This window comes from Parafrankia soli, assembly GCF_001854695.1.
Taxonomy (GTDB): domain Bacteria; phylum Actinomycetota; class Actinomycetes; order Frankiales; family Frankiaceae; genus Parafrankia; species Parafrankia soli.
Genome location: NZ_MAXA01000001.1, coordinates 227,658 through 241,217 on the forward strand (window position 1 = coordinate 227,658; position 13,560 = coordinate 241,217).

General features: G+C 73.7%; 14 protein-coding genes. 9 read left to right on the plus strand and 5 right to left on the minus strand.

All coding sequences use genetic code 11. The features are described 5' to 3' along the window. Window positions 1-262: 262 nt before the first annotated feature. Window positions 263-2,020, plus strand: a complete 1,758-nt coding sequence (locus tag BBK14_RS00945) for an aldehyde dehydrogenase family protein (protein WP_420849109.1) — start codon at window positions 263-265, stop codon at window positions 2,018-2,020. 38 nt (window positions 2,021-2,058) lie between these two features. On the opposite strand, the gene BBK14_RS00950 is transcribed toward BBK14_RS00945, so the two are convergent. Next, complete coding sequence (locus BBK14_RS00950) at window positions 2,059-2,742, minus strand: suppressor of fused domain protein (RefSeq protein WP_071059332.1); 684 nt, start codon at window positions 2,740-2,742, stop codon at window positions 2,059-2,061. 64 nt (window positions 2,743-2,806) lie between these two features. On the opposite strand from BBK14_RS00950, the gene BBK14_RS00955 reads away from it, so the two are divergent. The 3 genes from BBK14_RS00955 (at window position 2,807) to BBK14_RS00965 (ending at window position 6,520) form a co-directional block, all read left to right on the plus strand. Then, complete coding sequence (locus tag BBK14_RS00955) at window positions 2,807-4,219, plus strand: TerD family protein (protein WP_071059333.1); 1,413 nt, start codon at window positions 2,807-2,809, stop codon at window positions 4,217-4,219. A 244-nt stretch (window positions 4,220-4,463) separates the two neighbouring features. Next, window positions 4,464-5,888, plus strand: coding sequence for a magnesium transporter MgtE N-terminal domain-containing protein (locus BBK14_RS00960; RefSeq protein ID WP_071059334.1), 1,425 nt, complete (start codon window positions 4,464-4,466; stop codon window positions 5,886-5,888). Beyond that, the gene (locus BBK14_RS00965) at window positions 5,885-6,520 is read left to right on the plus strand and encodes a DUF1003 domain-containing protein (protein WP_071059335.1); all 636 of its coding nucleotides are present in this window, start codon (window positions 5,885-5,887) and stop codon (window positions 6,518-6,520) included. The genes BBK14_RS00960 and BBK14_RS00965 overlap by 4 nt, the downstream gene beginning before the upstream one ends. On the opposite strand, the gene BBK14_RS00970 is transcribed toward BBK14_RS00965, so the two are convergent. Next, complete coding sequence (locus BBK14_RS00970) at window positions 6,517-6,876, minus strand: chorismate mutase (RefSeq protein ID WP_071059336.1); 360 nt, start codon at window positions 6,874-6,876, stop codon at window positions 6,517-6,519. The genes BBK14_RS00965 and BBK14_RS00970 overlap by 4 nt on opposite strands. A gap of 327 nt (window positions 6,877-7,203) precedes the next feature. Here BBK14_RS00970 and BBK14_RS00975 point away from each other — a divergent pair, with 327 nt between their 5' ends. Together BBK14_RS00975 and BBK14_RS00980 are read left to right on the plus strand one after the other, a co-directional pair. Next, complete coding sequence (locus tag BBK14_RS00975) at window positions 7,204-8,034, plus strand: RecB family exonuclease (RefSeq protein ID WP_020458549.1); 831 nt, start codon at window positions 7,204-7,206, stop codon at window positions 8,032-8,034. Between the two features lie 174 nt (window positions 8,035-8,208). Beyond that, window positions 8,209-8,439: a DUF397 domain-containing protein gene (locus BBK14_RS00980; protein WP_071059337.1), complete on the plus strand. Its 231-nt coding sequence runs from the start codon at window positions 8,209-8,211 to the stop codon at window positions 8,437-8,439. Window positions 8,440-8,589: 150 nt separating this feature from the next. Here BBK14_RS00980 and BBK14_RS00985 read toward each other — a convergent pair whose 3' ends face one another. Both BBK14_RS00985 and BBK14_RS00990 read right to left on the minus strand, forming a co-directional pair. Further along, window positions 8,590-8,811, minus strand: coding sequence for a DUF397 domain-containing protein (locus BBK14_RS00985; protein WP_020458551.1), 222 nt, complete (start codon window positions 8,809-8,811; stop codon window positions 8,590-8,592). After that, window positions 8,808-9,683 carry a helix-turn-helix domain-containing protein gene (locus BBK14_RS00990; RefSeq protein ID WP_071059338.1) on the minus strand — a complete coding sequence of 292 codons (876 nt, stop codon included), beginning with the start codon at window positions 9,681-9,683 and terminating at the stop codon, window positions 8,808-8,810. Before BBK14_RS00990 ends, BBK14_RS00985 begins: the two co-directional genes overlap by 4 nt. A 336-nt stretch (window positions 9,684-10,019) precedes the next feature. Here BBK14_RS00990 and BBK14_RS38655 point away from each other — a divergent pair, with 336 nt between their 5' ends. Both BBK14_RS38655 and BBK14_RS01000 read left to right on the plus strand, forming a co-directional pair. After that, window positions 10,020-10,895, plus strand: a complete 876-nt coding sequence (locus tag BBK14_RS38655) for a hypothetical protein (RefSeq protein ID WP_198541131.1) — start codon at window positions 10,020-10,022, stop codon at window positions 10,893-10,895. Between the two features lie 16 nt (window positions 10,896-10,911). Beyond that, a complete protein-coding gene (locus tag BBK14_RS01000) occupies window positions 10,912-12,177 on the plus strand; it encodes a pyridoxal phosphate-dependent aminotransferase (protein ID WP_083390632.1) in 1,266 nt (421 codons plus the stop codon). 54 nt (window positions 12,178-12,231) lie between these two features. Here BBK14_RS01000 and BBK14_RS01005 read toward each other — a convergent pair whose 3' ends face one another. After that, complete coding sequence (locus BBK14_RS01005) at window positions 12,232-12,963, minus strand: hypothetical protein (RefSeq protein WP_071059340.1); 732 nt, start codon at window positions 12,961-12,963, stop codon at window positions 12,232-12,234. Window positions 12,964-13,089: 126 nt separating this feature from the next. Here BBK14_RS01005 and BBK14_RS01010 point away from each other — a divergent pair, with 126 nt between their 5' ends. Then, window positions 13,090-13,521, plus strand: coding sequence for an antibiotic biosynthesis monooxygenase family protein (locus BBK14_RS01010; RefSeq protein ID WP_071059449.1), 432 nt, complete (start codon window positions 13,090-13,092; stop codon window positions 13,519-13,521). Window positions 13,522-13,560: the final 39 nt, after the last annotated feature.

The window sequence follows — 13,560 nt, forward strand, 5'->3', positions numbered from 1 at the left end:
GACGGATACGGAACGCCTGGTTGTCTCAGCGTGGGGTTACGGCGCGTCGTCGGTGAGGTCCCGAATGAGTGGCGGTGTTCCCGTCGTGGACACTTGTTGTTCTGTGGGTTAGGGCAGGGCGGGGCATCCGCGCGTCCGCGTCCGGTTCGGCCGCGCGAGGGCCGGGAGGGGTCACGATGATTCCGCTGATCACGCGGGACGGGCGCCGGGCCGGGAGGACGCCCGGGAGGTCCACCGCCGTCGGTGAGGAGAAGGTGGTCCTGTGATCGACGACGGCCGTCCGGGGTGGTCCGGCGCGGGCGCCGGCACCAGCGCGGGAACGGCGACCAACGCCGCCACGAGCGCCGGTCCCGGCACGAGCGCCGGCTCCGGCACGAGCGCGAGTGCCGGTGTCAGCCCTGCCACAAGCGTCAGCATCGCCACGGATGCCAGCGGCACGAGTGCCAGCGCCGGTACGGGCACCGGGCCGCGGATCGTCGGTCCGCCGGCCCCGGCCACGGGTATCCGGGTCGCCGCCAGGGCTTCGGGCCCGGCTCCGGGCGGCGGCGGCTCCGGCGGGGGCTCGGGCGGTGGGGACGGGGTGTCGGCGACGCGGTTCTGGGTGGCGGGTCAGCGGCGCTCGGCGGCGGAGGCGTTCGAGGTCCGCAGCCCGTTCGACGGGCGGCTGGTCGGCACGGTCGCCCGGCCGGATGACGTCGACGTCGAGGACGCGCTGGTCGCAGCCGTCCGCGCGGCGCCCGTCTGCGCCGCGCTTCCCGCCCATGTCAGAGCCGGTGCGCTCAGCAGCGTGTCGCGCGCGATCGCCCGGCGCGGGGACGAGATCGCCAGCCTGATCACCAGCGAGTCCGGCAAGCCGCTCACCTGGGCGCGGGCCGAGGTGGCGCGGGCGTCCTCGACCTTCCGGTGGGGTGCCGAGGAGGCCAGGCGCTTCGCCGGCGACCTCGACCGGCTCGACACCGACCCGACCGGTGAGGGGCGGATCGCGTTGACCAGGCGATTTCCGATCGGACCGGTGCTGGGCATCACGCCGTTCAACTTTCCGCTCAACCTGGTCGCGCACAAGGTGGCGCCCGCGATCGCTGCGGGCGCGCCGATCCTGGTGAAGCCCGCGCCACGCACGCCGCTGTCCGCGTTGCTGCTCGGTGAGCTGCTCGCCGACACGGATCTGCCCGAGGGCGCCTGGTCGGTGCTGCCGGTCGCCGACGACCGGATGCCCGCCCTGGTCGCCGACCCACGGCTGCCGGTGGTGTCCTTCACCGGGTCGGGCCAGGTCGGCTGGGCGATCCGGGACGCCGTCCCGCGCAAGCACGTCGTGCTCGAACTGGGCGGGAACGCGGCGGTACTGATCGCTGCGGACTACTCCAGCCCCGTCGATCTGCGCCATGCCGCCCGCCGGATCGCGCTGTTCTCGAACTATCAGGCGGGCCAGTCCTGCGTGGCCGTGCAGCGGGTGTTCGTCGACCGCTCGCTGTTCGGCCGGGCCCGCAAGGAGATCGTGACGGCCGTCCTCGAGCTGCGTGGCGGGGATCCGGCCGACCCCGCCACCGACGTCGGCCCGCTGATCGACACCGCCGCGGCGGAGCGGGTCGCGGCCTGGGTTGCGGAGGCCGTCGCCCGCGGCGCGACTGTGCTGTGCGGGGGAACCCGGCAGGGGACGGCGTTCGCGCCCACCGTGCTCACCGGGGTACCGCGGGACGCGGCGGTGGTACGCGAGGAGGTGTTCGGCCCCGTACTGGTACTCGAGCCGGTCGACGGCCTCGACGACGGCCTCGCCCGCGTCAACGACAGCTCCTACGGTCTGCAGGCCGGCGTGTTCACCCACGATCTCGCCACGGCCTTCCGGGCCCACCGCACCCTGGCCGTCGGCGGCGTGATCATCGGGGACGTCCCGTCGTACCGCGCCGACCAGATGCCCTACGGCGGGGTGAAGGGCTCCGGGCTCGGCCGGGAGGGCGTCAGCTCGGCGATGGCCGACCTCACCGTCGAACGGGTGATGGTGCTGGCCGGCGTCGAGCTCTGAGGTACCCGGCCGCCCGAGGTACCCGGCCGCCGCGGAGCTCAGCCCAGGCCGACCTCGGCGCGGTCGGGGTCCCGGAGGTCCGTGCCGGCGTCCAGCCAGCGCTGTCGCATCGCCGTCGCGCCGTGCACGCGCTTGTAGGCGGCCTCGTTGGGGGTCATCGGGAACAGCGGCAGGAAGTGGACGGGCGCCGGCGCGCTCGCCGCTCGGGCGGCGTCCCCGGCCGCGAGCTCCAGGTCGGGAACCAGCCCGCCCGGCTCACCGATCAGGACGGCGGTGAACCGCGCACCGTCCCACAGCGGTTCGCCGAGATCGAGCCCGGCGCCGGCGATCATCGGACGTCCCTCGACGACCGGCACCGCGGCCAGCACGGCGAGCACTCGGGCCGTGCCCTCACGGTGCCCGCGCAGCGAGAGGACGAGCTCGGCCCGCGGGCCGGCCGGGTCACGCACGGTGGCCTCCGGCGGCGTCATCGGCTCGCGGGCCATCCCGAGGGTCACATAGCGGACGACGCCGTCGGGGTCGGGGCCGAAGCGGAGGATCTCGATCGGGTCGGTGCCGAGGAAGGTGACTCCGGCCCGCCCGGTGTCCGGGCCGAACCAGCCGGTCAGGTGGTGTTCGACGCGCCGCAGCACCTCGTCGGGTCCGACGTCCACCGGGCTGTCATGTACAGGATCGTCGTGCACCGGATCGTCGTCGTGGGTGGGATCGTCGGTTGCGCTCATAGCGGTCGATCGTAGGATCGCCACGCCGCGGCAGTTCGTTGTGACGGCGGATGGGAGGGCCCACATGGCACAGGTGCTAAGCAAGGGCGCGAACGCCCCGCTTCCGATGACGGATGTGCGGGTCGAGGTGTCTTCGTCCACCCCGCTCGACATCGCCGCGTTGCTGGTCACCCCGTCCGGCAAGGTGCGGGGGGACGCCGACTTCGTCTTCTTCAACCAGCCGGCCGGTCCGGGGGTGCGCCTCGCGCCGCCGTCGGCGCTGGAGTTCACGCTCACCGCGGTGCCGCCCGACATCGACAAGGTCGTGGTCACGGGCAGCCTGGACGGCGCCGGCCCGCCGACCTTCGCCGGCGTGCGCGGCCTGGCCGTGGTCGTGCGGGACGCGCGCGGTCAGGAGGTCGTCCGGTTCGACCCGGCCGGGATGAGCAGCGAGACGGCCCTCGTGCTGGTCGAGCTGTACCGCCGTGCCGGGAGCTGGAAGGTGCGTGCCGTCGGCCAGGGCTACGCCTCCGGCCTGGCCGGGATCGCCACCGACTTCGGGATCACCGTCGACGACCCGGGCTCCGGGAACACCGCGGCGGCACCAGCGTCCGCGGGCCCCGGAGCCGGAACGGGGGCCCCGCCACCGTCGCAGTACGACGCCCCGACGCAGGTCGTCTCGCCCCCGCCCGGCCAGCAGTGGGGCCCGCCGCCGCCGAACCCGCAGCAGTGGGGCCCGCCGCCGGGCCAGCAGTGGGGTCCCCCGCCCGGTCAGCAGTGGGGTCCGCCGCCTGGCGCGCCGCCGCAGGCTCCGCCGCCGCCGAACCCGCAGCAGTGGGGCCCGCCGCCGGGCCAGCAGTGGGGTCCGCCGCCCGCCGGCCCGCCCGGCCCGGGTGCTCCCGCCGGCGCGGTGCCCGGCCGGGTGAACCTGGACAAGGGCCGGGTCTCGCTGCGCAAGGGCCAGAGCGTGTCCCTGGTCAAGACCGGCGCCCCGCCGCTGGTCCGGGTCCGGATGGGTCTCGGCTGGGATCCCGCGCAGCAGGGCCGCTCCATCGACCTCGACGCGTCCTGCATCCTGTTCGACGACCGCGGGAAGGACGTCGACAAGGTCTGGTTCATGTCGAAGAAGGGGGCGCGTGGCGCCGTCCGCCACTCGGGGGACAACCTCACCGGCCAGGGCGGGGGCGATGACGAGACCATCTTCGTCGATCTCGGCGCGCTGCCGCAGAACGTCGTCAGTCTGATCTTCACGGTGAACAGCTTCCAGGGGCAGTCCTTCACCGACATCCGCAATGCCTTCTGCCGGCTCGTCGACGACCAGACCAACCAGGAGCTGGTGCGGTTCGACCTGTCCGAGTCGAAGCCGGCGACGGGACTGGTGATGTGCCGTCTCCAGCGGGAGCCGGGGGCGCCAACCTGGGTGATGACCGCGATCGGCGAGTTCCATGACGGGCGCACCGTGCGTGCGATGGTCGGGCCGTCCCGCCAGTACCTCTGAACCGGTACTGCCGCCGGGCCCGGCGGCAGTACCGGCGAAGTGCCGGTGTGGTGCCAGGCCCGGTAGCGGCACGGTGTGATGCGGGTGTGGCGCCGCTGACTGTCCTCGCTGGTTGCGGCCGGCCGGCGCGCGGGTAGCCTCCGCCCGTGACCCCTCCGGCCCTTCCTGCTCCGCTGACCCTCCGCGCTGCCTCCGTCCCGGTTCCGCCGACCACCACCCGGGCCGTCCCGGCCGAGGCCGCCCGATGACCGCCCGGCCGGGGCCGGCCCGGGTGTACTGCCGTCGCCTCGCGGGGCTGCTGGTGCTCGACCCGAACGGCGACCAGGTCGGCCGGGTCCACGATGTGATCGTCACGCTGCGCCTGGGGCACGAGCCGCCGCGCGTGCTCGGGCTGGCCGTCGAGGTGCAGCGCCGGCCGATCTTCGTGCCGATCTCCCGGGTGACGGGCGTCGAGTCCGGGGCGGTGGTGCTGTCGTCCGCCCGGCTGAGCTGGCGCCGCTTCGCGCAGCGGCCGAACGAGACGCGCGTGCTCGCCGAGCTGCTCGACCGCCGGGTCACGCTCCTGCAGCCCCACGCCGACTCGACCGCCCGCGGCCAGGGTGCCGCGGGCGGCGGGGGAGCCCCGGCCGATTCCGGCGCTGCGAGCCCGCCCGGCCGTGAGGTGACCGTCGTCGACGCGGCGATCGAGCCCACCCGCACCGGCGACTGGGTCCTCGACCAGGTGGCGGTACGGGTCGGCCGGGGCCGGCGTGGCGAGGTCCGCACCGTCGGCTGGGACGAGGTGACCGGCTTCTCGCTGCCGGAGGAGGGCCAGGGCGCGGCGAACCTGCTCGCCGCGTTCGAGAAGCTGCGGCCCGCCGACCTCGCCTCGCTGCTGCACGACCTGTCCCGCAAGCGCCGCGCCGAGGTCGCCGCCGCGCTCGACGACGAGCGGCTCGCGGACGTCCTCGAGGAGCTCCCCGAGGACGAGCAGGTCGAGCTGCTCGGTGGCCTCGCCGCCGAGCGCGCCGCGGACGTGCTCGAGGCGATGGGCCCCGACGACGCCGCCGACCTGCTGGGGGAGCTGCCCGCCGACGAGGCCGAGCGGCTGCTGCGCCTGATGGAACCCGAGGAGGCGGCACCCGTGCGCCGCCTGCTCGTCTACGCGGACGACACCGCGGGCGGCATGATGACCAGCGAACCGGTGGTGCTCGCCCCGAACGCGACCGTCGCCGAGGCGTTGGCCCGCGTCCGCGAGCCGGAGCTCTCGCCGGCGCTGGCCGCCCAGGTGTACGTCGTGCGCCCCCCCCACGAGACGCCGACGGGGCGGTACCTGGGCCTCGCGCACTTCCAGCGGCTGCTGCGCGAGCCCCCGAGCACCCTGGTCGGCGGGGTGATCGACGTCGACATCACCCCGCTGCGGCCGGATACCCCTCTGCCCGAGGTGACGCGCCACCTGGCCTCGTACAACCTGGTGGCGGCGCCCGTCCTCGACGACGCGGGACGGCTGGTGGGGGTGGTGACCGTGGACGACGTGCTGGACCACCTGCTGCCGTCCGACTGGCGGGAGAGCCAGCCCAACCCGGACGGCGAGGAGGAGATGCCGCCGGGGGCGATGAGCGCTCCGCCGGCCGGCGACCCGGAGCCGGGCGGGCGCGGTGAGGTGGGTACCGCTCCCGCGGCCACATGAGCGGGCTGCTGCGGCGTCGGGGGGAGCGGCTCGACCAGCCGCGGGCGTCGCGCCGGGCGCACATCCGGCCGAGCTACGAGCCGGACGCGTTCGGCCGCGCCGCCGAGCGGATCGCGCGGTTCCTGGGCACCGCGCGGTTCATCGCCGTGCAGACCGTCGTGGTCGTGCTGTGGCTGGTCTACAACTTCGCGGCGCCGCCGTCGCTGCGGTTCGACAACTACCCGTTCATCTTCCTGACGCTGGCGCTGTCGTTGCAGGCCGCGTACGCCGCGCCGCTGATCCTGCTGGCGCAGAACCGGCAGGACGACCGGGACCGCGCGAACCTCGCGCAGGACCGCGAGGCCTCGGTGCGCATCCAGGACGACACGGAGTACCTGGCCCGCGAGCTGGCCGCGATGCGGGTCTCCATCGGCGACCTCGCCACCCGGGACTTCCTCCGGGCCGAGCTGAAGATGCTGCTCGCGGACCTCGACGGCACCCGCGCCGACAGCGGCCGGCGGGACAGGCGGGACCGCCGGCGCCGGCGCGAGGACCTGGGCACCGTGCCGAACGGAGCGGTCGGGCCTGCCGGCGCCAACCACTTGAGCCCGCCAGCCCGACCGCCCGGCGGTGACCCGCCGCCCGGAGGCTAGGGGAGGTTGCCGCGGCAGAGGGTCAGCACGGCGACGGCGATCTCGACGCCGCGGGGGCCGAGGCCGTCCGCCCAGCTGGCGATGATCTCGTTCTCCCGTCCGTGCTGGATGCGCGGCCCGCCCTCCTCGGCGCGCAGCGCCTGGACCTGCCGGGACAGCTCCTTGCGGGCCGCCACGAGCGCCCGCAGCTTGGCGTCGATGTCGTCGATCAGCTGACGTCCCTCGTCGATGGAGGCGATCGTCAGCGGCGCGGACGGGTCGGTGCCGGGTTGGGGGATGGCGGCCTGGGCGTCAGCGGGTGCGGCGGCCGAGCTGGAAGCGGCGGAGCCGGAAGCGGCGTCGACGGCGTTCGTCACAGGTGGGCCCTTCGGTCGGGCCCGGCAGCCCGCGCCACTAGGGGCCCGGGTGTTGCCGGGCTGTGGTCTGGCGCGGAGCCGCGTGGGATCAGCGGCCGAGCGGGGACCGAACCCGGCCCCCGTAAAAGGGTCGCGGTGGAAGAAGGCCGACCAGGCCGAGACACGGCCGCGCGACCCCGGCCAGCCGGGCGACCCTCGCCAGCTGAGCCGTGCGCACGTGTGGCCCACCGCACTCCATGTGTCGAGCATGCCACCGCGGGGGCCGCGGAGTCCAGAACGGGCGGATGTGAGGCCAGGCGTGAGCCGGCGCGGTGAGATGATCGCCGAATGGACCAGATGGAGCTGGCCGAGATGCCCCGCCGCTTGTTCTCCTGCACCCCGTCACGTCTGGCGAGTTTCGAGGACTGCCCGCGCCGGTACCGGATGACCTACCTTGACCGGCCGGCGCCGCCGAAGGGGCCGCCGTGGGCGCACACCTCGGTCGGCGTCAGCGTGCACAACGCGCTGCACCGCTGGTGGGACGTCCCCCTGCCGGCGCGCACCCCCGAGCGGGCCGGGACGCTGCTGCGCACCAGCTGGGTCGAGGACGGCTTTCGCGACGGTGCGCAGTCCGCGGCCTGGCGGGAGCGGGCCGCGGGGATGGTCGAGGCCTACACCGCCGGTATCGACCCGGCTGCGGAGCCCCGGGCGGTGGAACGCCAGGTAGCCACCCGGACAGACATGCTGGCCTTCCATGGCCGGGTCGACCGCCTGGACGAGCGCGGCGGTGAGCTCGTTGTGGTCGACTACAAGACCGGGCGGCGGGCGCCGACGGACGATGACGCGCGCGGGTCCTCGGCCCTGGCCCTCTACGCCCTGGCCGCGGGGCGGATGCTGCGCCGGCCGTGCCGGCGGGTCGAGCTGCACCATCTCCCGACCGGAACGGTCGCCGTCGCCGAGCACACCGAGGAGTCGACGGCCCGGCACGTGCGGCGCGCCGAGTCCGTCGCGCGGGACGCGGCCGAGGCGACCGAACGGCTGCGCGCCGGCGCGGACGGGGACACCGCCTTCCCACCCAGCCCCGGGCCGCTGTGCTCCTGGTGTGACTTCCGGCGGCACTGCCCGCAGGGGCGGGCGGTCTCACCTGACCGGGAGCCCTGGGCGGCGTTGGCCGAGTAGGGCAGGCCGGAGGCTGGCAGTTTGCTGCAATCTTGGTGACTCGCCGTAGTCTCTGAGTGCTGGCCCGGGGCTGTGGCTTCTAAGCTTCCGATGGGGGTGGCGCGGCTGGGGCAGTGCTGTCGCCTGCCCTGACGGCCGTGCGTCCCATCCGCTCTGACCAGTTCGGGAGCCGTAATGGTGCCGCGCAAACTAGCCCTCTCCGAGCACGATCTCGCCACCGCCTCGTGGCGCTCCGCCCAGGCCGACGGCGGCGAGGCCAACCGGGTGGAGGTGGCGAGGATCCCCGGCGGCATGGCCATGCGGGACTCCGACCAGCCGGTCGGGCCCGTCCTGCTGTTCACCGACGACGAGTGGGGCGCCTTCACCGCGGGGCTCACCGACGGCGAGTTCGATCTGACGTCCTGACACTGGGCCTGTCTGAACTCAGGGCCTGCCTGACTCAGGGCCTGTCCTTTGAACAGCAGGAGGGACCGGCGCCAACCGGACAGATTGGTGCCGGTCCCTCCGACCGAATCCGGGATCACCGCGCGGCGACCCCGTGGGATGTCCGTGCGGTCAGTTCAGCGTTCCGGTGCGGACAGCGCTGACGAACGACGACCAGGACTGCTCGGAGAACTCCAGTGTTCCGCCGGCGCGGTCCTTGGAGTCGCGTACGTATGCCGAGCCGGTTCCGGGCGCCCATTCGACACAGTTGCCACGCGGCTGGCTGTAGCTGCTGGTCCGCCAATGGAGGGTCTCGACGTCGCCTGCAGCGATGCCGCCCGTGTAAGCCTTCACTCCTGTTTCACCTTCTCGACTATGCGCATGATCATGGCGCCTGCCTCGTCAGGACCGAGAGCGCAGGCCCGCAGTTTCTCGAAGGCGACCTTATAGCGCTGAACCTCGTGCGCCTTTTCCAAGTACATCGCGCCGGCAAGTTCTTCGAGATAGACCACGGGTTGGTCTCGGGCGTCCGGGAACTCGAAGAGGGTGAACGGAAAGCCCTGAGCCTGGTAGCCGCCGGCTTCGAAAGGGATCACCTGGATGGTGACCCGGCCGCGGTCCGCCTCGGCCAGCAGGTGCTCCAACTGGCCGCGCAGCACGTCAGGCCCGCCGACCGGCCGGCGCAGCACCGCCTCGTCGAGGATCACCCGGACCTGCGGCCAGCCGCTCTGGCTCAGCCGCTTCTGGCGCTCCCGCTTGAGTGCGACCGTCCGCTCGGCCTCGGACGGCGAKCCGTCACGGTCGAAGTCCATGGCCAGTGCCCGGGTGTACTCCTCGGTCTGCAGCAGGCCGGGGACGAGTGCCGACTCGTAGGTGAGGATGGCCTGCGCGTCCCCCTCGAGGCCGATCAGGGTCTCCAGCCACTCCGGCACCGCGTCGCCGAAGGACTGCCACCACCCCTGTTCCTTCGACTGGCGCACCAGGTCGAGCAGCGCCTGCCGCCGGGGCGTGTCCTGCAGCTTGTACAGGTCAAGCAGGTCGCGCACATCGCGAAGGCGAGCGGGTGTCCGCCCGGTCTCGACCCGGCTGATCTTCGAGGGCGAGCATTCGAGATGGCGCGCGGCGTCGTCCGCCGACAGGCCGGCCTGTTCCCGAAGTCGGCGGAGCTCGGCGCCGAGCCGCCGACGGCGCACTGTGGGGCTTCCCCCGCTGGTGTGCTCGGACATGGTGCCTCTCTGTCACTGTTTGCGTGGGTGCGGTGCGCGTCGTCGCCGCGCGCGGTTACCGTTCGCGGTCACTGTCCGCGTTGTGACCGCCTGTTCACCGAACCGTTCGGCCGGCGGCGTGCGCGCGGGGCAGGATGCCTGCTTTCGCGGCCGGACCACTACGTGGCGCTTGTATTCACTAAAGTAGTTCGCTAAATATAACTTTTCGCGTGGCAATGTAGCCTGAGCGTCATGATCTCAGCATAAGTGGACGGAGGGCGGGAACAATGGATGCACAATCATCGTGAATGCATGTGCGGCGCTCGCGTCCCTGTCTGACACTAAGTGTCCGGTATCTTGCTTTGGGTGTCGGGCTCGCCGATGATCGTGGCGGGTGGCGAACCATCGGACGGGGTGATCGTGATGGTGGGTGATCCGAGCTCGCGCGCCGCGAGCCCGAACGGTCCGGCTCCGGCCGGAGCCGCGTTCGCGGGCGGCCACGGCGGCCCTGCCCGGGAGGAGATCCACGCTGGTGGGACCGCGGGAGGCGCTCACGCCGGCGTCGGTGGCACCGCCGCGGAGGCCAGTCGCTTCCAGGTCTTCGACGGCGACGGCCGGTTTGTCGGCGTCTTCGCGAGCTGGGAGGCCGCGCACGCCTGGAGTCACTGGCGCGCCGCCGAGCCGGTGACCAGGCTGCCCGTCCGCATCGAGGACCATCTCGACCGGCGCACCTGGACGGTGGAGCCGGGTCTGTGCCAACTCACCGTGTGGCGGCGGCACTCCGAGTTCCGCGTGTGCCCGCCGCCCGGCGCCCCCGCGCCCGACCCGGCGCGCCCGGGGGCGGCCGGGGCCGACCCGCACTCCGGCCCCGGCGGTTCCCCGCCCGGTCCGGCTTTCTCGTCCGGTCCGGCTTTCTCGTCCGGCTCGGCTTTCTTGTCCGGCTCGGCTTTCTCGTCCGGTCCGGCCGCGTCGCTCGGCTCGGCTGTCATGCCCGGCACAGCCATCGCGCTCGACCCGGCAATCCTGTCCGACCCGGCGTTCCCGCTCGGCGCGGCCTTCTTCCCCGCGGCGGCCGCGGCCATGGCCGCGGCAGGGGCGGGAAGGGGGGTGGGGACCGGGGCGACGTCGCTTGTGTCGCCGTCTGTGCCGCCGCCCGTCGGCCAGGCCAGCTGGCCGGCGCAGGCGGCTGCGGCCTCAGCGCTGCGTGGCGTGGCCGAGGGCGCTGCGCGCTGAGGCCGCGCGCCATCATGTGTCCGTGGCCGAGGAGACGACAGACCAGCCGCCGCGGGTGGGCCGCGAGCGGGACGTGACCGCCGGGGCGTCCGGCCCGGCGATGCGGATCTCGGGGAGGGCGCAGACCTTCACCGAGTCCGTGATCCGGGACATGACCAGGCTCGCGCTGCGGCACGGGGCGGTGAACCTGGCGCAGGGCTTCCCGGACTTCGCCTGCCCGACCGAGCTGAAGGAAGCCGCGAAGGCGGCCATCGACGCCGACGTCAACCAGTACGCGATCACCTGGGGAGCGGCCGACTTCCGGGCCGCGATCGCCGCGAAGATCGGCCGCACCTATCCCGGCTGGACCGTCGACCCGGACACCGAGATCTGCGTGACCTGCGGCTCCACCGAGGCGATGATCGCCGCGATGCTGGCGCTGGTCGACCCCGGCGAGGAGGTCGTGTTCTTCGAGCCGTTCTACGAGAACTACGGCCCCGACTCGATCCTGTCCGGCGCGGTCCCCCGCCTGGTACGCCTGCACGGCCCGGACTGGTCCATCGACCCGGCGGAGCTGCGCGCGGCCTGCTCGGACCGGACCCGCGCGATCGTCGTCAACACCCCGCACAACCCGACCGGCAAGGTGTTCAGCGCCGACGAGCTCGCCCTCATCGCGGAGCTCTGCCAGCGGCACGACATCCTGGTGTTCACCGACGAGATCTACGAACACATCCACTACCTGGGGCCGGGCGGGCACATCCCGCCGGCGACCGTCCCGGGCCTGGAGGACCGCACGGTCACCGTGAACGCGCTGTCGAAGACGTACGCGGTCACCGGCTGGAGGGTCGGGTGGACCGTCGCCCCCGCTCCCTACACCGAGGCGATCCGCAAGGTGCACGACTTCCTCACCGTCGGCGCCGCCGCGCCGCTGCAGGCCGCCGGCGTCGCCGCGATGGGACTGCCGCCCGAGTACTACGCCGGGCTCGCGCAGGAGTACCGGGTGCGCCGTGACCTCCTGTGCGGCGCGCTGGAGAACACCGGGTTCGCCCTCCGTCCACCGGACGGCGCCTACTACGTGATGTGCGACACCACCGACCTGGATCCGGCCGGCGACGACGTCGCCTTCGCGCGGCGGCTGGTGAGCGAGCTCGGGGTCGCAGCCGTCCCGGGATCGTCCTTCTACGCCGATCCGGCCGACGGTCGGCACATCGTCCGGTTCGGTTTCCCGAAGCGGCTGGAGACGCTGCGGGCGGCGACGGACCGCCTGCGACTGCTCGAGCGCACCCGGGCGGCCCACCCGTAACACGGATCAAGCCCGTGCCACTCCGACCCCTCGCAGGTGTGGCACTGGTCCGCGTTAGTCCCGGTGGGCTGGCACCGGCAGCGGGTAGCCGGCGGACGCGGCGCGGGCGTGTCCCCGGCGCACCTCCCGGGTGAGCGCGCGCAGGTACAGACGGCGGCGCAACTGTCCGGCGCGGTCCGCCGGCGGTCCGCCGGCGGACCGTCCCGACGCGCTCACCATCGCCGGGCGGGAGGGCAGCAGGTAGCGCCCGCGCAGGTACTCACCGATCCAGCGGCCCTGCGCGGCGGCCAGCTCAGGTTCGGCCGAGACCCGGTACAGCCCCTCCACCTCCTGGTGGAACACCCCGGCGAAGAAGTACTCCTCACTCCAGGACCGCGGGGCGCTCACCTGGCCCGGCTCGCCTTCATCGCCTGCCGGCGGGACGGCCGGCGGCGGAGCGCCGACGAACACGACCGCGTCCTGGCGGGCGAGCCCCAGGCCGACACCAGCCAGGCCAACACCGGCTGGGTCGGGAATGTCCAGTGCGAACGGGCGACCGCCGTCCGGGCCGGTGCGTAGCACCAGTGGGCCGGGGACGATGGTGAGGCGGTCGGCCATGCCGAACTCGCCGAGCGTGCGGGCGGCCTCCCGGGCCGGCGGGGAGGACGGGTCACCCGCGATCACGCCGATGCCGTCCAGTCCGCCGTCCACCAGGGCGATGAGCGCGGCTGTGCCGGCACCGGGGGGCGGTGCGCCGGGACCGGAACCGGCGTCGATGACCACGGCCAGCCGGGGAAGTCGGGACACGCTCGCCGACTGTAGTACCCGTCCGGGTGGGGGATGGTGCCGAGGCCCCGGCCCCGGCCGCGGCCATGCGCCACACGTGGGGATCGACCGTGTCACGGCGCGGCACGGCGCACTACCGTGACGGTCATGAGCGTCGTGAAGATCAATGTCCTCACGGTCCCCCCGGCGATGCGGGAGACCCTGGAGTCGCGGTTCGCCGGGCGGGCCGGGATGGTCGAGAAGGCGGACGGGTTCGAGTGGTTCGAGCTCCTGCGCCCGCTCGAGGGAACCGACACCTACCTCGTCTACACCCGGTGGCGCAGCGAGGAGGACTTCCAGAAGTGGCAGTCCTCGATGGCGTTCAGTGAGGGCCACCGGGCGGCCGGGGTGGAGGCGTCGTCCGGCCAGGGCCACCCCGGCGGCCAGCCCGGCGGTTCGGGTGCCGCTCCCGCCGGCCATGGTGCTCCCGCCGGCCACGGCGCCCCGGGTGGGCACGGTGCTCCGGGTGGGCCGGCCGCGTCCGGCGCCACGCTCTGGTCGTTCGAGGTCATCCAGACCGCCGCGCCGGCTGCCGGCTGACCGCTCGTCCCGCCGCTCGGTCCCGTGGGGGCGCGGCCG